The organism is Brevibacterium sp. HMSC22B09 (assembly GCF_001806795.1).
GTDB lineage: Bacteria > Actinomycetota > Actinomycetes > Actinomycetales > Brevibacteriaceae > Brevibacterium > Brevibacterium ravenspurgense.
The window spans coordinates 229,123-247,517 of the sequence record NZ_KV786025.1; the positions used below are offsets into that span (position 1 = coordinate 229,123).

At 63.2% G+C, this 18,395-nt stretch carries 13 protein-coding genes and 1 tRNA gene; 9 read left to right on the top strand and 5 right to left on the bottom strand.

Annotated elements, in window-relative coordinates; genetic code table 11:
* Positions 1-4: 4 nt before the first annotated feature.
* Positions 5-838: an HAD family hydrolase gene (locus HMPREF3087_RS08890; RefSeq protein ID WP_070428849.1), complete on the top strand. Its 834-nt coding sequence runs from the start codon at positions 5-7 to the stop codon at positions 836-838.
* Here HMPREF3087_RS08890 and HMPREF3087_RS08895 read toward each other — a convergent pair.
* The 5 genes from HMPREF3087_RS08895 to ilvA form a co-directional block, all read right to left on the bottom strand.
* The gene (locus HMPREF3087_RS08895; RefSeq protein WP_083272121.1) at positions 821-1,702 is read right to left on the bottom strand and encodes an HAD family hydrolase; all 882 of its coding nucleotides are present in this window, start codon (positions 1,700-1,702) and stop codon (positions 821-823) included. The two genes, HMPREF3087_RS08890 and HMPREF3087_RS08895, sit on opposite strands and share 18 nt — an antisense overlap.
* Positions 1,699-2,271, bottom strand: a complete 573-nt coding sequence (locus HMPREF3087_RS08900; RefSeq protein ID WP_083272122.1) for a hypothetical protein — start codon at positions 2,269-2,271, stop codon at positions 1,699-1,701. The genes HMPREF3087_RS08895 and HMPREF3087_RS08900 overlap by 4 nt, the downstream gene beginning before the upstream one ends.
* Before the next feature lie 10 nt (positions 2,272-2,281).
* The gene (locus HMPREF3087_RS08905; protein WP_070428850.1) at positions 2,282-2,812 is read right to left on the bottom strand and encodes a proteasome activator; all 531 of its coding nucleotides are present in this window, start codon (positions 2,810-2,812) and stop codon (positions 2,282-2,284) included.
* Positions 2,805-3,953, bottom strand: a complete 1,149-nt coding sequence (locus HMPREF3087_RS08910) for an NAD(P)H-quinone oxidoreductase (RefSeq protein ID WP_256173085.1) — start codon at positions 3,951-3,953, stop codon at positions 2,805-2,807. Before HMPREF3087_RS08910 ends, HMPREF3087_RS08905 begins: the two co-directional genes overlap by 8 nt.
* Before the next feature lie 174 nt (positions 3,954-4,127).
* Complete coding sequence (gene ilvA / locus HMPREF3087_RS08915) at positions 4,128-5,414, bottom strand: threonine ammonia-lyase IlvA (RefSeq protein ID WP_082791104.1); 1,287 nt, start codon at positions 5,412-5,414, stop codon at positions 4,128-4,130.
* Between the two features lie 117 nt (positions 5,415-5,531).
* Here ilvA and HMPREF3087_RS08920 point away from each other — a divergent pair, with 117 nt between their 5' ends.
* From HMPREF3087_RS08920 to HMPREF3087_RS08955, 8 genes are all read left to right on the top strand, one after another.
* Entirely contained in the window at positions 5,532-7,790 is a 2,259-nt protein-coding gene (locus HMPREF3087_RS08920) for a maltokinase N-terminal cap-like domain-containing protein (RefSeq protein WP_070428851.1), read from the top strand.
* Positions 7,791-7,965: 175 nt separating this feature from the next.
* Positions 7,966-9,366 carry a hypothetical protein gene (locus HMPREF3087_RS08925; protein ID WP_070428852.1) on the top strand — a complete coding sequence of 467 codons (1,401 nt, stop codon included), beginning with the start codon at positions 7,966-7,968 and terminating at the stop codon, positions 9,364-9,366.
* 140 nt (positions 9,367-9,506) lie between these two features.
* Positions 9,507-9,593 (top strand) — tRNA-Ser (locus HMPREF3087_RS08930).
* A 492-nt stretch (positions 9,594-10,085) separates the two neighbouring features.
* The gene (locus HMPREF3087_RS08935; protein WP_070428853.1) at positions 10,086-10,628 is read left to right on the top strand and encodes a peptidoglycan-binding protein; all 543 of its coding nucleotides are present in this window, start codon (positions 10,086-10,088) and stop codon (positions 10,626-10,628) included.
* A gap of 97 nt (positions 10,629-10,725) precedes the next feature.
* Complete coding sequence (locus HMPREF3087_RS08940) at positions 10,726-11,589, top strand: MBL fold metallo-hydrolase (protein ID WP_070428854.1); 864 nt, start codon at positions 10,726-10,728, stop codon at positions 11,587-11,589.
* A 40-nt stretch (positions 11,590-11,629) separates the two neighbouring features.
* Positions 11,630-12,766 (top strand): C45 family autoproteolytic acyltransferase/hydrolase, encoded by a 1,137-nt coding sequence (locus HMPREF3087_RS08945; RefSeq protein ID WP_070428855.1) that lies wholly within the window; start codon positions 11,630-11,632, stop codon positions 12,764-12,766.
* Positions 12,767-13,035: 269 nt separating this feature from the next.
* Positions 13,036-15,879: an MMPL family transporter gene (locus HMPREF3087_RS08950; protein ID WP_070428856.1), complete on the top strand. Its 2,844-nt coding sequence runs from the start codon at positions 13,036-13,038 to the stop codon at positions 15,877-15,879.
* Complete coding sequence (locus HMPREF3087_RS08955; protein WP_070428857.1) at positions 15,872-18,343, top strand: YhgE/Pip domain-containing protein; 2,472 nt, start codon at positions 15,872-15,874, stop codon at positions 18,341-18,343. Before HMPREF3087_RS08950 ends, HMPREF3087_RS08955 begins: the two co-directional genes overlap by 8 nt.
* Positions 18,344-18,395 lie beyond the last annotated feature (52 nt).

Consider the following 18,395-nt stretch of genomic DNA (forward strand, 5'->3'; position numbering starts at 1 on the left):
GATCGTGACCGAGTACATCGTCGCCCTTGACCTCGATGGAACAGTAGTCGACTACGAGAACCGACTGTCGGATTACACCCGAGCAGTCATCCGTGCGGTGGCCAGGCGCGGTCACCACGTGGTCATCGCCACCGGCCGCACCGTCGACGGGGCGCTCGATGTCGCCAACCGGCTGGGCCTCACCCACGGCTACGTGGTCGCCTCAAACGGGGCGGTCATTGTGGAACTCGATGCTGAATCCGACCGGGGATGGGACGTCTACCACGTCGAATGCTTCGACCCCGGCCCGGCGCTTGAGCGGATGTCCTCGGTCCTGCCCGAGGCCCTCTACATGGTCGAAGACACTGACTTGGTGCGCTGGTCCTCCGGGCAGTTCCCCGACGGCGACCTTGCAGTAGGCAACGACCTGCGGGTGACAAGCTTCGAGGACCTCAAAACAAAAACGGCTACGCGAATCGTCATGCGCGAAATGACGATCGACAACGCCGAATTCGAAAAGTCGGTCCAGAACATCGGCCTGCACGGGGTCACCTATTCGGTCGGCTGGTCGAACTGGTTGGACATTCAGCCCGACGGGGTTTCCAAAGCCAGCGCCATTCAGCGCGTGGGAGTGAACCTCGGTGTTGAACAGAAGCACACGATCGGTGCCGGCGACGGTTCAAACGACGTCGAAATGCTTCAGTGGGTCGACACCGCGATTGTCATGGGCCAGTCGAAAGAGAAGCTGGGCGCCTACGCCGACATCATCGCCGCCGCGGTTGAAGAAGACGGTCTGGCCGAACAGCTGGTGAACTTCTTCGACCTGACGAAGGACGAAATCTCAGCCGAGTTCCGCTGAGCGGGCGCGGGCAATCGCCTCGAGAACAGGGGCGATGCCGCCGTCAGCCAGCGACGGGGCGCGGAATGCTGCGGCCTGCAGTGCCTGCTGGTGGCCGTCGGCTATTGCAAAGCCCGCACCGGCCCACGTGAGCATTTCAATGTCATTGGGCATGTCACCGAACGCCGCGACTTCAGGGGAGCCGATTCCACGATCAGCGGCAAAGACTTCGAGAGTGTGCGCTTTTGTGATGCCGGGGGCCGCCAGTTCAATCAGACCCGATGACGGATTCGAATGCGTGGGGTGGAAAGCCCCGCTGGTCAGCGGGCTGACAGCGTTCAGAAGAGCCTCGGAATCATAGGAACCGGGAATCCGCACAAGAACTTTGAGCACCTTGCCGAGCGTGCTTTCTTCGCCATAGGCGATTTCGGGAGCCTCTAGGCGAGCCCGCACAGCAGCTGATTCGGACAGTTCGGTTGCTGAATCATGGACGAAGCCCGGCGACGTGAAGGACCCGTCCGGAGTTTCATAGGCCAGCACTGCCTGCGGAAGAACAGAGTGCAGGCGTTCGCGGAAATCAACCAACTGGCCGGGATCAATGCCGTAGGCAGCCGCCAGCTGTCCACTCTGCATGTCGAGTACAGCAGATCCGTTGGCGCAGATGGCCCACTGAAGCTGCGGCAGCTGCGCCGCTACCGGGTCCATCCAGCGCAGGGGTCTGCCGGTGACGGGAACAACGTGTGCGCCTGTTTCGCGAACCGCATCGATGGCCTCAAGGACGCGGGTGGTGATGGGCGTACCGGTTTCCAGCAGAGTGCCGTCGACATCCGTGGCGATCAGACGGATACCGGCCAAAGCGCGTTCGTCTGGCAGGTGCATGCTCATGGTGTTTCCCTTCCCGCGGTGCCCCGTACCCCTGTGCGTGTCTGGGCTTCGGCGATCAGAGCTTCGGCGTCATCGACGAACCGAGCAGCCGATGCGGCAGCGGCATCCGCTGGTCCGGCTGCGGGATCTGGTGCTTGTGGCCCACTCTGGCCAGCGTTATCTGCTTGCCGTACAGCGACGCGTACATGAGCCGCCGCCTGCGCTGCTTCGGATACTTTCCCTGCTGCGCGGCTGAGCAGTTCGGGAAGGTCACCCCCCTGCTGGCGGACGTCGGCTGGAAAAACAAGCCCTTCCAGCGGCCACCTGCTGTGGGCGTATTCGGCAATGTGGGCGGCACGCTGGTCGAGTTCAGACAGTCGGTGGGTCAGTTCGACCACCGCCGTGACCGCCGGGACGCCGGGGGATTCCTTCTGGGCCTGCACGGCGGTTGCGTACAGCCTGTCGACCGCGCGGCCGAAACGGTCGCGGTGCTGACGCCACAGGCCTGTTCCCAGGCGGGCATCCAGTGAATCGTCTCGCTGGTCGCCACCGTCTGACGGGCGTGACCGCAGCCAAGAAAACAGTCCCACTGCTGTCCTATTACAGGTAGTTGCCCGGCCCCGCCGGTGTGTGTCCGGGCTTCCTGACAGCCTGAGCCGCGGGTGCGGGCTGCTGCCCCTCGCCGCTCATGGCCTGGCGGGCCATGATGGCGGTTTGGATGCTCTGCACCAGACCGTCAATCCACCCCGAAGCGTGCGAAATGGTGATGAGCAGTTCGCCGCGCGACGGTGTAACCGGTAGAGCGGCAGCCCCGCGATCGTATTCTTCGAGCAGTTCGTCGCTGAGAACCTCTGCGAGGTCTTCGCGTACGCCCTTGTGGATGCGGCTGAGCCTCTTGCGGCCGGCGGCATCGAGATCGTCAGTGCCGCGCAGGTCTTCCAACAGCCGGTTCAGCGTGTTGCCGATGCGCAGAACCCGGGACGGGTCGGTGACATCCGGGCTTTCCTCATCACCTTCCGCGCTGTTTTCTCCGCCGCTTTCAGTGATGGAATCCGTATCTGCATCAGCAGTCGGCTGCTGTTCTTCTTCGGATTCGATGGGGGTTTCAGCTGTGCTGTTCGCGTCAGTCATGTGCACCTACCTTGAGGATTACCTTGCCGATGGCTTCGCCGTCTTCCAACAGACGGTGGGCTTCGGCGACGTCGTCAATGGGAAGTTCCCGGTACACCACCGGGGCGATGCGGCCGCTTGCCACGTGCGGCCAGAAGTCCTGCAGAAGGCCCGCAACGACGGCCGCTTTCTGTTCTTCCGAACGGGCGCGCAGGGTCGTGGCGATGACCGTCTGCCTGCGCACCATGAGCCGGCCTAAGTTGAGTTCGGCCTTCGCACCGCCCTGCAGGCTGATGACCACCAGCCGGCCGTCGCGCGTGAGTGCTTCCGTGTTCTTTTCGAGGTAGGCCGCACCCATGATGTCGAGGATGACGTCAGCGCCAGGCCTGCGGTCCGCATCCCGCGGGAGTCCGAAGAAATTGGGGGAGTCGGGCTGCTGGGCATCCCCCGTAATCTGCTTGATGCGGTCAACGAAGTCTTCTTCGCGGTAGTTGATGACGGCATCTGCGCCCAGTTCGCGGCAGAACTCGGCTTTGCGCTGGCTGCCGACCGTGACGGCTGTTTTTGCTCCGTGGGCTTTGGCCATTTGGATGGCCGCGGTGCCAATACCGGAACCACCGCCGTGGATAAGCACCCATTCGCCAGGCTGCAGGCGCGCTGTGGTGAACAGGTTGGAGTACACGGTGGCCATGACTTCCGGCAGCGCTGCTGCTTCAGCGAACGTCATGGGACGCTCGGCACCGCTGTGCGGGTCAGTGACAGTGGGGATGGGCATCAGCTGGCCGACGGGAACGGGTACGTATTCGGCGTAGCCTCCGCCGGTGAGCAGAGCCGCCACGCGATCGCCTGCCTGCACTCCCGCCGCGCTGTGTGCCGCGCCATCTGCCGCGGCACCGGCAGCCGCGGGCTCAGCACTTTCTGCCTGGTTGACGGAGACAACGGTGCCGGCGACTTCCAGGCCGGGGATCTGCGTGGCACCCGCGGGAGGACGGTAGTTTCCTTCGCGCTGCACGATGTCGGCCCGATTGACCCCGGCCGCGGCCACTCGCACAAGAGCGTGCCCGGGCGGACATTCCGGAACGTCGACGGCCTCTACCCGCAGGGCATCGCGCCCACCGGGCTCTGGGATTGTCACCGCGCGCATCGTCGTCACTTCAGCCATGTGGCAAGCCTATCTGTCGGCACTGACACAAGCTTGAGTCCGGCACCCCGGAGGTGCCGAGTCCGGCACCTCGGCGGAACAGTGCCCGGCACCTCGTCCGCGTGGGGCGGCCAGCAAACCGGAAACACAGCAAGCCCCGGCCCGGCCGCAGACCAGACCGGGGCTTCGCCGAACTCAGACGAACATGTGGAACAGAGGCGAGTCCTCGCCGACCTTTTCGATTTCGAGAGGCGATTCGTCCATCCGCTGCAGCAGACCGGGCAGATCAGCCGCATTGCCCAGCGTGATGCCGACAAAAGCGGGACCGGTTTCGCGCCCGGAGCGCTTCATGTACTCAAACAGGGCGACATCGTCATCCGGGCCCAGCACCTCGTCGAGGAACCGGCGAAGAGCCCCCGGCTCCTGCGGGAAGTTCACAATGAAGTAGTGCTTGAGCCCCTCCCACACGAGCGAGCGCTCAAGGATTTCCGAGTAGCGGGAAATATCGTTGTTGCCGCCGGTGAGAACACACACGACAGACGAACCCGCGGGAACTTCGAGCGGGGCGAAAGACCCTTCCGGACCGACAGAGGCCGAGGCGATGGCACCGGCGGGCTCGGCGATGATGCCGTCCACCTGGTACAAATCGAGCATTTCCTTCGCGATCCGGCCCTCCGGAACCGGGTGCAGCTCAAGGTCCATGCCGGAGATCATCTGGTACGTGACATCACCGGCGCGGCGCACCGCGGCACCGTCAGCAAAGGAGTCGATTTCGGGAAGTTCGACCGGCTTTCCGGCGGAACATGCGGCGATCATGGAAGCAGCGCCCGCCGGCTCCATGCCGATGACCTTGGTGTTGGGCATGGCTTCGCGTGCGTATTCGGCAATGCCTGCCAGAACTCCGCCGCCGCCGATCGGCACGACGATGTAATCGGGGTCGTAGCCCAGCTGATCGCGGATCTCGACGCCGATCGTGCCCTGCCCGGCAATTGTGCGCGGGTGGTCGAACGCCGACACCATGAGAGCGCCGGTCCGTTCGGCGTAGCGCTTGGCCAGTGCCGAAGAGTCGTCGTAGGTGGAGCCTTCAATCTGGACGGTCACGCGCTCGCCGCCGAAATGGCGGATGCGCTGGATCTTCTGCTGCGGGGTGGTGCGCGGAACGATGATCCGCCCGTCAATGCCCAGATCGTTGCACGCCTGGGCGAAGCCCTGCGCGTGGTTGCCAGCCGATGCGGCGACAACACCGCGGGCCCGTTCTTCTGGGGTCAGCTGAAGCATGAAGTTGAATGCGCCGCGCACCTTGTAGGAGCGGACAGCCTGCAGGTCTTCGCGCTTGAGGTAGACGGTGGCTCCCGTCGCGGCCGACAGCCGCTCGGAAATGTGCAGGGGCGTCGAAACCACTTTCGGCTGAATTCGCGAGGCGGCCTCACGGATTTCAGCAGCTGTTGGGGGCACCTGGGGTTTCTTGCCGTCTATTAACACGTTTTCATTCTCGACCTTTAGCTGACGGGACGGCAACTTCCCGCGTCATATCACTGAAATATGGGGGTTGGCCGATACAGTGGGAGGGTCAGTCCATCCTGGTGAGGAGAACATACAGTGGCGATCAGCAGCGAGCTTGAGCACCTGCTTTCGGAATGGCTGCCCCGGCAGTCGTGGTTTCCGAGGCAGCAGGGGGTTCTCGGCCGCGTGCTCGCATCCTCCCCGGATGTCACCCCGATGTCTTCGGTCGAGGTGTTCCACCTGGACCTGCCCAGCGGCGGTCAGGTGTACGGCTATGAATCGGTCATCGCCGTCGGCAGCACCACACCGGGTGGTGCGGAGCAGGTGTTCCGCCTCAACATCCCTCTGACGTACAGAACCGAAGAAGAGCTCAGCCTGCGCTCGCACCTCATCGGCCGCATTGACGATCTGACGCTGGGCCGGGTCTGGGCGTACGACGCCGCGGCGGACCCCGCCTATGTCCTCACGATGGTCGGGGCGATTGCCGCCGGCCGCAGCTTCCCCGGCAACCAGGTCAACGCACACCGCGTGAGCCCCCAGGCTGTTGATGTCGACGATCTGAGCTCATCGGTCGCTGTCGCGGAGGCTCTCAGCTCAGCCCAGGTCACGGTTTCGGACCGCGCTAACGTCACGAACGTCGTCATTGACCGCGGCCTGAGCCGTTCAGTGCTCACGGTCTTCCGCGTGCTCAACGCGGCCACTGCCGCCGCGCTGCACATGCCGGTGGCGCTCACAAAGGCCGATTCTGCCGCTGTTCCGCACGTTGCCGGCTGGATGTCCGGTCGCTGGTTTGACGGCTACGGCCTGGAGACCTGTGAACTTCCCACCCTCATGCTGACCAGCGGCGAAGCTGAAGCTGACACCGCGTGGGCGCAAGCGGTCCGGTCCGCACTCGAAGTCGATTCCGGTTCGACCGCCAGCTTTGTCGACACCGCAGGGGCGATCGGTTCGCGCATCGGCGAACTGCACGGCGACCTCGCCGGCATCTTCGGCATTGTGGAATCCGCTGATGCCACAAGCGCGTGGATCAAGAAGTGGCAGGAGCGCATTGACTGGGCGTTTGAACGTTCACCGCTGACGCTCGAACCGCTGCGCGGCGACCTCAAACGGCACCGCGAATGGCTTGCCGGCCTCGATTCCGTGGGCGGTCTGCAGCGTATTCACGGTGACCTCACCCTGGGCAATGTCATCATGGCTCCCACCGCTGGCCCCCGGGTGCGCAACTTCGCAGAGGGCGGCGACGGACAGACCGCCGAACCCAAACCTCCCGCTTTTGATCTGGTTGCGCTGCTGCGCTCCCTGGACTACGCGGCCGGGTATGCGCGGCTCAAGCGCACGGGAGCTCTCGAAGCTGACGAGGCGCCGCTCACCTCTGGTCTGTCTCCCGACCAGCTGCGCGAAGTCACGGACTCGCCTGAGTTCGAATGGTCGAACCGGGCGCAGAACTCGCTTCTGACCGGGTACTCCCGCGCTGTGGAAGGTGCTGTCACCCTGGACGACCCGATTCTGCGGGCAGTGCTCATCGACCGTCTGCTGGTCGAAGTGGTCACGGAGCTGCGCAACCGACCGGCATGGCTCACCGTGCCGCTTGCCGCACTGACTCTGGCGCTGCGCGGACGTCCGCCGAAGGCCACTCCGCGCGGTACGGCAGCACACCGCAGCGGTCCGATTGAACCGACGAAGGTCACAAAGACCCCGCGCGCTGAGGCTCCGGAAGAAAAACAGGCTTCGGAAGAAGCACAGGCCCCGGTTGGCAAGAAGGTCGGCAAGAAGGCTGCCAAGAAGCACGAAGGCGGAAGGGCTTTCGGTCTAGACGGCACTGCCGCTCCCGTGAAGAAGACGCAGCCTGCCGCAGATGTCGCTGGCCGCGCGGATGTTGCGGACCCCGGATCTGAGGGCGACGCTGCACAGGCATCGGCCTGGGCAGTTCCCGGTGACAAGGTCAGCGCTGAAGACTTTGCACAGCGGGCCGAACTGCAGATCCCACAGCCGGACGAACCGAAGAAGAAGCCCAAGAAGTCCAAGAAGGCCACAAAAGCCCAGGAGAAGGCTGAGGAAAAAGCTGCCGACAAGGCTGAGCCGCAGGCTCAGCCCGAGCCCAGCGAGCCTGACAGCAAATCGGACGCGCAGGCCGATGTACTGGCCGACAGCCCCTCGGAACAGAAGACGGATAAGCCGAGCGGCACCTCGTCAGATTCTGCAGAAGCCGAACCCCAGCCCGCACTCGCGGGCGGAGGCCTGGGTGGGCTGGTCATCGGCGACTACACGCTCCACGAAGAAGACGGCGACTACGGCGACGAAACCAAAGAAGAGGAACAGCCGCCCGCACAGCCGAAATCAGCGCGCAACAACTGACAGTGCCGCGCGGTCCTCACGCGGGTGTGACCTAAAGGCCGTGCTTGGGCGGAAAGGCTCAGAGGCGCTTCGATAGACTCGGGGCCAGCGGGTTTGCTCCCGCATGACTCAGCGCACGCAGCCAAGGAAGCAGACACCGGTGCCGGAAACCCACGACACAAGCGATAGTCCCCGCATGGAAAGTGCTGAACCGACCCACAGGGGATCGCGCAAGCCGATCCTTACGATCATCGCAGTCGCCGCGGCACTGCTCATAGCCGCCGTCGGCATTCGCGCGTGTGAAGACGACGCCGCACCATCCCAGGAACAGCAGACCGAAGCTGATTTCCTCAAACCCGAACAGACAGCACGGGTCGTCAAAGCCCTGCAGGATGAAGGCGCGGACGTCTACCAGCTGATCATCACCAAAAAACATGCCACCGCGCAGGTCTTTGAAGAAGACGGCAAACTCACCACCCTGATGTTCAGCGAAACCGGCGAACCTGAAAAGAAGCCGGGAGGCAGTGCCCCGGCCGATGCCGCGCGTGTCCCTGCCGCCGACCTCAGCGCTGACGCTTTTGCAGCCGCGGCAGATAAAACCCTGAACGTCATCGACCAGGCAGACCGAATCCGCGCGCTGTCGATTGAACAGGACTACGGACATTTCAACGGCCGCGATGCCGGCCCGTCGGCCACGCTGCGAGTGGCGACCTCCGGCGAAGGGTTCGGTGAAGGCTCGGGAACCGTCGTGTGGAGCCTTGATGCTGAGCGCATCCTCGGTGTGCCCAGTGCTGATGGGGCCGAGCCGAAAATCGCCCAGACAGACGAAGCCGAAAAGCTGCTGAACACCATGCCGGCAGTCGAAGCAATATCTGAACACTCCGGGGCTCAGCTGGTCACAGCGCTCGAATACTACGAAGTGAAAGAAGTCTTCAGCGTTGAGTTCGCCGGGAACGAAACCCGCGCGGTCGTGCTCACCCAGGACGACCAGATGGTCCAACTGGACTTCACCACGGGCGCACCCACGGCAAGCAGCTACACCCACTCGGGGCTCAAACCGCTCGACGACTGGAAGAAGTTGGCAGATATCGAGCCCAGCAGTCGGCTGATGGAAGCCGTGGAAGACCTCGAAATTCCAACCGCCTCCGCTGGGGCTCCGAAGGGTGCGGGAGCTGCGCTGTTCAATGCCGACAAGCGAACACCAGCACCGGAAGCTGAACCGAGCAGCGAAGCCGAGGGGACCGAGGAAGCGAGTAGTGCCTCGGAAGCGGCAGAGGAAGCGGCTGACGAGGGGGCCAGCGAGGCAGCCGGGCAGCCGGATGGTGACGAATCGGAAGGTGCGGGAGCCGAACAGACTCCCGGCGCCTCGGAATCCGCAGACCCCAGTGAGGAGCCGACAGAGCAGCAGACCGCAGATCCCGTCGACATGACCGAACTGCCCCTGCTCCTGGTGCGCCACGTTGAGGAACACGGCGATGTTGTGTTCGTCGATTCGAAGACCGGCAGCGCTGAGCGGCCCAGCAAGTGGGCGCTGACCGACGGCAAGCCGCTGGACGAGGACCTGCAGAAGGCCTACTGGACTCGCGTCAGCCAGTAGGGTTGTCAGCGGCGCGTGACTGTTGGTTGTTGGAGCTGAAGCTTGGCAAGCGGCGGCTGGCGGTTAACAGTTGGCGAGGGGCGGCACCTCGCGAGCGTTTCACCTTCGTGTGGCACAATGGTGTGGCGCTGTGCGCATCAGGTGAGTTGACAGAGCGGCCGAATGTGACGGTCTTGAAAACCGTTGAGTCCTCACGGGCTCCGTGGGTTCAAATCCCACACTCACCGCCGGACACCCCGGCAGTTCCTAGAACTGCCGGGGTTTTCTGTTTGGGGTAGGCGGTGCGGGCGATTTCGGCGTAGGGAAACACCCGTTAGCCGGATTCTGCGGCTTAGCCGCAAGGAAACTCCTGGTAGCCGGGATCTGCGCTTTAGCCACCACTGCTAAGGGGAGTTTTTGTTGCTGAAGCGTGGCTGGGTGGCCGACCGAGGCGCCGCGATGGGCTCGAGTCGGGCTGTTTTTAGGACCTCTATAGGACAGGGACGACAAGCACGAGGTGCCGGCCCGGTTTTTCCTGTTTCGGACGGTCGGGAAACGGCCAAGGAACAGTGAGATTCCTTTGACTCGCAGTCTGTTGAACGGCGGCGGCTGCTGTGGAAACGTGAATGACAGCCCCGAAGATTCGCTTCTTCGACTTCCCCGGCACCGGCCTGCAGACCGCTGCAGACGACGCGAGCAGGGGCTGAAAATGAAGCAATCCACAACAGGAGCGAAAGTCCGTGAAGACGCTTACCCGTATTTCTACGACCACCGCAATCGCCGCCGGAATCGCCGCCGTCGGAGTCCTGGCTTCAGGCCCTGCCATGGCAACTGAAGGCACCAAGCCGGCAGTCTCCGCCCAGGCGCAGGAAGCTGCACAGCAGCAGCTGAACCCGCAGCAGATCGAAAACGTCAAGACGATCATCCAGGTCGGCAAGGACAACAACATTCCCCGCCAGGGAATCAAGATCGCACTCATGACCGCTCAGCAGGAATCGACCCTGCTCAACCTCGACCACGGTGACCGTGACTCGCTGGGCCTGTTTCAGCAGCGTCCCTCTGCCGGATGGGGAAGCCCTGAACAGATCCAGGACCCCGTCTTCGCCGCCAAGTCGTTCTACGGAGTGAACCCGGAAGTGTCGCCCAACGGCCTGCTTCAGATTCAGGGCTGGGAGAACATGGCGCCCGGTGACGCCGCACAGGCAGTTCAGGTTTCCGCGTTCCCCGACGCCTACGCGAAATGGGACGGCATGGCAGAAGACCTCCTCAACCAGTACTACTGATAAACCCGGCACAGCCGACTGATTCGGGCCGGTGGGCACACGCGCCGCAAGTGCGCTGGCCCACCGGCCCGATCTCGTTCTTGGCACAATGAGAGCCATGGGCGAGGCAGCTGAAATCATCGAAGGCACGTGGGCGATTCCGGTGCCCACCCCCTTCGGCGGGCACACCAATGCCTATCTGCTGGCAGAAGACACCGGCTTCAGCCTCATCGACACAGGGTGGGGGAGTCGCGAAGGCCTCGACGCTCTCATGGCGGGCATCGAGCAGGCCGGCTTCACCCCCGACGACCTCAACGGGGCGGCTGTCACGCACCACCACTACGGCCACGCGGGCCTTCTGCAGGCGCTCAACCAGCCGAACATCTGGTGCGGCATCCACGGCCACGAACTCAAAACACTCAAAGACATCCGCGACGGCAAAGCCCCCACCGCCGGCTTCGAAGTCGCCGTACCCCGTGTTCCCGCCGGCACGGTGCTCCTGGCTGATGGCGCTCGCCTCCCGCTGTCCGGCCGCACCGTGCGGGCCGTGTGGACTCCAGGCCACACCTTCGGACACACGGTGTTCGTCGAAGACCACCCCGCCGGCACCCTCCTGTACTCCGGTGACCACGTGCCGCCGGAAGAAATCTCGCCCGCAGGCCGCCTGGGCTTGGACGTCAGCTATCTGTCCCGCGCTGTCAATGCCTACACCGAATCCCTCACGAAACTGGAAAATCTGCCGGCCGACACCCTCGTTCTGCCGGGCGAAGGTCAACCATTCCGTGGTCTGCACCAGCGGATCCAGCAGATCAATCGGGCTCGCGCCGAACGCACGGCAGCGGTCGCACTTGAAGTAGAAGGCGCTCAACAAAACCAACCACCCGGATCCTTCGCCCACTTCGCCGCACTCATGGACACGGCGGCCCACATGTATGCGGCGGGAATCCCGGCGAGCGGACTGCCGAGCTGGCACAGCCGATAGGCTTCGCATACAGCAGATTCTCCAGCAGCGAGGAGTCCACATGCCGGTTCCGCACGAAGTCCGCTCCGAATCGATCGTGGTCAGCGGCCCAACACCGCAGATGCGCGGAATGGCCCGCGCCACGCAGACCGCGCAGCGGATTCGCTCAGCGCACAGAAGCTACACACACCTGTTCGAAGCCCTCGGCATTGAGGACCGCGCAGTTAAGGCCGCAGCAAAAGACTCCCTTGCGGCTCTGCGCGACTGGGATCCCGAACAGCACCAGGAAATCACCGGTGTTGCCATGGGCGCGGGGCTGACTCCCGCTGATCTCATGGTCATCATCGCCCGCACGGAGATCCTGGCGCTTGCCGACCGTTCGGTCCTCCCCACCCAGCCGGAGGGACCGCGGGAGGTGGGCTCCACCTCGCCGGCTTCGGAATGTTCGACCATCACCTTTGCCGCGGACCCAGCGGATGCCGGTGCGCCGTGCGTCGGCGTGCAGACGTGGGACTGGTACCCGGAATTCGCGGACCTGTGGCACCTGCACTCCGTGTCCGCACTGCCGGGCGGCTACGGATACGCGGGCGTGGCCGAGTACGGCATGACCGGCAAGATTGGGGTCAATTCGGCCGGTCTGGGATGTTTCCTCAACATCCTGTTCGCTTCTGACGATGCGCCTGGTGGGGTTCCTGTTCATTCTGTTCTCGCGCGGGTCTTGGGGACTGCAGGAAATGTCGACGAGGCGGTGCAGCTGATTGAAGAGGCGCCGCTGACGTCGAGCTCAGGCATCACGCTGGTCGACCCTGAGAGAACGGCCATGGTCGAAATCAGCGCGGGCAAGACACGTGTGCTGGACGGACAGGGCTACGCGGTGCACACCAACCACTTCCTGGACGGCGACTTTGCACAGACAGGTCTTCTCAGCCCGCCGAATTCCAACACCTTTGAGCGGCTGGAGTTCCTGCAAGACGCCGTGGCTTCGGCCGGGGTACCGCAGTGTGCGGATGACCTTGTGCCGATGCTGTGCTCCGACCCGGCGGTCGGCGGTGTTGCCAAACTGCCCAAGTCCGGCGGTGTTCTCGATTCGGCCACACTGGCCAGCATTCGCATTGACCCCGCACAGCGGCGGATCGCGGTCAGCCCAGGCATCCCGCAGTACGTGAAAATGCGCACAGTTGTCATGCGCGCCTCCTGACTCGGCTGCGCTTCACAGCAGCTGTTGGCTGGAATTCTTTCCGCCGGTGCGGTGTTCTCTTAAGACCTTGTCAGCGTGTTCTCGGGCGTCAGCCGACTTCACTGACCCGTTTCGGCAGCTGCTCATTTGACGGGTGCAGACGAAGCGTTCGGGCCCACGCGCCATACTTGACTTAACGTTTTCTGGGCGTCGGTGGAACGCTCAGTTGTTAACATCGCTGAATACGTTTATTACTGGCCAGTAACTTCACGATTGTTCGGAGCTCCTGAATGTCGTCATTCCTATATGAACTCGGTGCGGCAGCCTACCGTCGGCGGAAGACAACCGTTGCCGTGTGGTTCGCAATACTCGCCCTGCTGGGCGGGTTCGTCGCGCTGTTCGCAGACGACTTCTCCGACGAATTTGAGCTTCCCGGCGCGCAGTCCCAGGAAGCTCTTGACAATTTGGAGCTCACATTCCCGCAGGTCAGCGGCGGCCGGGGCCAGTTGACGATCGTCGCTCCCGATGGTGCTGACCTCAGGGACGAGGAATACAAGAAGCCTATCGAGGAAGCGGCTGACAAGCTCGAAGACTACGACCACGTTGACGGGGCGATGAGTCCCTACGACGACATGATCGACGGTTCCATCAGCGATAAGGGCAATGCCGCGCTTCTCAACGTGCAGTACGACGACGCAGAGGCCAATCTGCCCGACTCGGTTAAAACAGACCTTGAAAAAGCAGCTGAAGAGCTGCAAGCCGAACTGCCCGAAGACACCGAAGTGGTTGCCGGCGGTGAGATCTTCAAGGTCACCGGCATTGAGATCTCGTGGGTTGAGGGCATCGGCGTTGTCATCGCCTTCGTCGTGCTGTTTGTGACCTTCGGGTCTTTCATCGCAGCCGGAATCCCGCTGGTCACCGCAATCGTCGGTGTGGCCATCGGTCTGCTGCTTGTGGTGCTGACAACCGCTTTCGCCACGGTGAACTCCACCGCACCAATGCTTGCGCTCATGCTGGGCTTGGCCGTCGGCATTGACTACGCGCTGTTCATCATTTCGCGTGCCCGCCAGATCAGCCGCGACGACGGCCTCGACGCTCACGAATCCGCGGCGCGGGCCACCGCGACCGCTGGTTCCGCTGTTGTGTTCGCCGGTATGACGGTCATCATCGCGCTTGTCGGCCTGTCGATTGCAGGCATCCCCTTCCTGTCGGTCATGGGCTTTGGTGCCGCCGCAACCGTCGCGGTCGCCGTGCTTGTGGCACTGACGCTCGTTCCGGCGATCATGGGATTCTTCGGCGAAAAGATGATGCCGAAGAAGAAAAAGAAGGCCGCATCGGCAGAAGCAGCCAAACCCGAAAAGCCCAAGAAAGAACGCCCCGCAACGCGGATCTTCCGCACGTGGGAGCACATTGTCACGAAAGTGCCCGCCCTTACCGTCATCATCGTGGTCGTGGGCTTGGGCCTGTTCGCAATCCCCGCATCCAAGCTGCAGCTGGCGCTGCCGAACAACGGCGGCGAACCGGAAGGCACCCCGCAGCGGATCGCCTACGACCTCACCGAGGAGCACTTCGGACCCGGCGCGAACGGCCCGCTGATCGTCACTGCGGACATCATCACCAGCGATGACCCGCTGCAGGACGTCGACGACATGAAGGAAGACCTCGAAAAGGTCGACGGCGTCAAGCAGATCGCCATGGCTACCCCGAATGAAAACGCCGACACCGCGATGATTCAGGTCATCCCGGAATACGGTCCGGACGACCCGCGCACAGAAGAAGTCGTCGAAGAGATCCGCGACATGCACGACTACTTCAAAGACACGTACGGCTTTGAAACCGCGGTGACTGGTTCGACTGCAGTCGCCATCGACGTGTCGAGCCAGCTGGGCAAGGCCCTGCTGCCGTTCGGCAGCTTCGTTGTGGGCTTGTCGATCGTCCTGCTCATGATGGTGTTCCGCTCCGTGGCGGTGCCGATCAAGGCTGCCCTGGGCTTCCTTCTGTCGGTCATCACAGCCTTCGGCGTGGTGTCGCTCGTCTTCGTGCAGGGCTACGGTGCTGAAACGATCGGCATCGAGCAGGTCGGCCCGGTCATTTCGTTCCTGCCTATCATCCTCATGGGCATCTTGTTCGGTTTGGCCATGGACTACGAGGTGTTCCTCGTGTCCGGTATGCGCGAGGCCTATGCCCACGGGGCTTCTGCACGCCACGCGATCGAGAAGGGATTCCTGTCCTCAGCCGGGGTCGTCACGGCCGCGGCCCTCATCATGTTCGCCGTGTTCGCAGCCTTCGTGCCCGCCGGCGAACCGATCATCAAATCGATCGCTTTGGGCCTGGCGGTGGGCATCACCGTCGACGCCTTCCTCATCCGCATGACCCTCGGCCCGGCCGTCATGGCCATGCTGGGTGAAAAATCGTGGTGGCTGCCGAAGAAGCTCGATGCGATTCTGCCCCACTTCGACGTTGAGGGCGAAGGACTCGCCCACCTCGTTGAGCAGCGCGACTGGCCGCAGAAGAATTCTCCGTACCTGCTCTACGGGGAGAACATCGGCATCAACGGTCCACGCGATACGGGCCGCTCAGCTCGCGGTGATGTCGGCGATGCGGAAGGCAAGCTAGTCTCCGGAGTCGACGTTGCGCTGAAACCGGGCGAGGTGTTTGCCGTCACCGGGCCGGGATCATCGGCACTTGTCACAGCTCTGTCGGGCCGCATGGCGATCTCCGAGGGTGAACTCAAGATCCTCGACTGGGTCATGCCAGAACAGGGCGTGCACGCTCGGCGGGCGCTTCCGCTGATTGTCATGAGCCCGCGCGACGATTCGACAGCACCGTCGCACCGCTCGCTCTACCGCATGATCCAGAACCCGCCCAAGCTGGTCGTCGTCGACCACGCGGACCAGCCGCAGGACGCGCAGAGCGCGGCTTTGCTCAAGCGGCTCATCGATTCGGCACTCCAGCGCGGCTCTGCGGTTGTCCTCGGCCTTGTCACTGCGGACTCCGACTGGATGCTGCCGAAGAACTCCGAATACACACTTCTTGACCTCCATCGCAGCTCCGACCATTCGCCTTTGGCGGAAGCACATGCTGATGCGCACCAAGAGTCTGTCCACCTGACAGGGGAAACACACCATGTTTAAGTTTGAACGGGCCGCTGCCGGTCAGCGCGTGACGTGGTCGACCATCATCGGTCTGCTTCTCATCCCACTGCTCGTAGCCGGCGGCTATGTGGTGACTGCCCACGGGGCAGAAGAGAAAGTCCACAGCATCCCCGGTGCCATCGTCAACAACGACGACGGCACCGAGATTGACGGCAAAACCGTGCCGTTGGGCCGTCAGCTGGCGGCAGCGCTCATCTCGCCGGATGACGAAGACCAGGACAACCTCGACTGGCAGCTGTCTGACGATGAGGACGCAGCCGAGGGGCTGCGCAACGGCAAGTACGCCACGGTTGTGACGATCCCGAAGAACTTCTCCGAGCGCGTCATGTCGATCTCCGAAGACGACGGCAAGAACGCCGAACACGCCACGATCGACATTCAGCAGTCCAAAGTGAAGCCCGTACCGGACGTCATCATCGCCAAGGCGATCACGCAGGCAGCCACTCAGAGCTTTAACAAGGACTTCGCCAAGAAGTACCTTGACAACATCTACCTGGGCTTCAACGAAATCTCCGGGCAGATGAAGGAAGCCGCCGAGGGCGCCGGGAAACTCGACGACGGCGCCGGCGAACTGGTAGACGGAACCACGCAGCTCGACAGCGGTGTGCAGGAGCTCAACAAGGGTGCACGCACCCTGTCGACCAAGGGCAAAGAGCTGCGCAGCGGAGCTGATCAGCTGGCCAGCGGTGCAAGCGAACTTTCCTCCGGCCTCAACACCATGAAGGACCAGACGAAGTCACTTCCCTCGCAGACGAAAAAACTGTACGAGGGCGCTGACCAGCTGCACGGCGGCATCGTCGAGTACACCGGTGAGATCGACAAGGTCGTTACTGCACTCGACGACTTCGACGCTGACAAACTCAAAAAGGCAGTTGACGCTGCCGACAAGCTCGACACCTCCATGAACACCATCGCCACCGGTGTGGAAGACATGCAGAAGGATGTCGACAAACAGCTCGCTGCAGCCAAGAAACTTATGAACTCCGACGGCACCTCGAAGGCTACGAGCCTCGATGACCTCCAGGCTGCTGGCCTGATGTCGGCCCAGGAAGTCGCACGCGCTCGCGCAGTGCTGTGCCCCGAACCGGGTTCTAAGATCAGCCAGCAGGGCGCCCAGCAGTTCCAGAAGGACCTGCAGAAGGCAATGGCCGATGCGGGAATCGACCCAGAAATCCAGAAGGCCCTCGCCGATCCCGAACTTCAGAAGGCACTCGGCAGCGCCGTGTCGAAGACAGCCTGCAGCACAGCCGAACGCGCCTTCGCAGCGGGAATCTCCACCGCCTCGGTGGGTGTGCTCCAGAAGGTCAGCGACGGCCTGCACACGAAGGGCGATTCCGGTCTCACCCTGCCGCAGGGGCTGCGGAAGCTGGCAGATGGAACGAGTGAACTCAACTCCGGCATCCATGACAACCTCGGTGACATCGAGAAGAACGTCAACGGCCTCAAGGACGGCAAGAAGAAGGTCGTCCAGGCCGGCAAGCAGCTGCGTGACGGATCCGGTCAGCTGGCCGACGGCACCAAGAAGCTGCACGATGGCACCGGCAAGCTGACCGCTGGAATCGGCCAGGCGGCTGACGGTTCGAACGAACTGGCCGCCGGCGCTTCGAAGTACCGCGCAGGCGTCGGCAAGTACACCGACGGGGTTGATCAGCTGGCCGCCGGCACCAAGAAGCTGTCGGACAACACCCCGCAGCTGGTCGACGGCACGAAGAAGCTCAAGGACGGCACGGGCGAGTTCTACGACAAGCTCGAGGAGGGCAAGGACGAAGTCCCGACCTACGACGAGTCGCACCGTTCACAGCTGTCGGACGTCGTGGCAGCATCTGTGCCAGGTGAATCGGCGAAGTTGAGTTCCCTGGCCCAGAACAGCGTCATCGGCGTGCTGTTCGCGCTGCTGCTGTGGATCGGCTCGCTGCTGACCTACACGGTGCTGCGCGCAGTACCGGCCTCAGCCGTGACTTCGGGCCACCCCTCGTGGCAGGTGGGTCTGAGGTCGCTGGCACCGGGCTTGGCGATTGCCGTCATCCACGCCTTCGTCATGACGGTCCTGTTCCAGTTCATCTGGGGCCTGGGCGCCGGAGCCTTCGCAGGAATGTTCCTCTTGGCGCTGCTGGCGGGCATCACGTTCACAGTGATCAACTTCGCCCTCGTGGCGTTGATGGGCGGCTTCGGCCGGATTGTGTCCGCGGCGATGATGGTCGGCGTTCTGTCGGTCAACCTCATCAGCACAGCACCAACAGGGCTCGTGTCGCTCATGAGCATGCTGCCGCTGGCCCCAGCGGTGAACGGCTTCACCGCTTTGGCTTCCGGCACGCCGGGTGCCGGTGCGGCGGTCGGCCAGCTGATTGTGTGGCTCGTTGTGGGCGCAGCTGCGGCCTTGGCGGCAATCGCCAGCAAGCGCACCGTCACGGTGCCGCGCAGGCCCGCGTACCGGTACGTGTGATCAGCTGAAGACAAAGGACGAGGCGGAAGCACAGGTGAGCTTCCGCCTCGCC

What these genes read in the sequence shown, in the direction of transcription:
- HMPREF3087_RS08895 (WP_083272121.1), bottom strand. Translation starts at nt 1,702, where the DNA reads ATGAGCATGCACCTGCCAGACGAACGCGCTTTGGCCGGTATCCGTCTG.
- HMPREF3087_RS08905 (WP_070428850.1), bottom strand. Translation starts at nt 2,812, where the DNA reads ATGACTGACGCGAACAGCACAGCTGAAACCCCCATCGAATCCGAAGAA.
- HMPREF3087_RS08910 (WP_256173085.1), bottom strand. Translation starts at nt 3,953, where the DNA reads ATGGCTGAAGTGACGACGATGCGCGCGGTGACAATCCCAGAGCCCGGT.
- HMPREF3087_RS08925 (WP_070428852.1), top strand. Translation starts at nt 7,966, where the DNA reads ATGGAAAGTGCTGAACCGACCCACAGGGGATCGCGCAAGCCGATCCTT.
- HMPREF3087_RS08940 (WP_070428854.1), top strand. Translation starts at nt 10,726, where the DNA reads ATGGGCGAGGCAGCTGAAATCATCGAAGGCACGTGGGCGATTCCGGTG.
- HMPREF3087_RS08945 (WP_070428855.1), top strand. Translation starts at nt 11,630, where the DNA reads ATGCCGGTTCCGCACGAAGTCCGCTCCGAATCGATCGTGGTCAGCGGC.
- HMPREF3087_RS08950 (WP_070428856.1), top strand. Translation starts at nt 13,036, where the DNA reads ATGTCGTCATTCCTATATGAACTCGGTGCGGCAGCCTACCGTCGGCGG.
- HMPREF3087_RS08955 (WP_070428857.1), top strand. Translation starts at nt 15,872, where the DNA reads ATGTTTAAGTTTGAACGGGCCGCTGCCGGTCAGCGCGTGACGTGGTCG.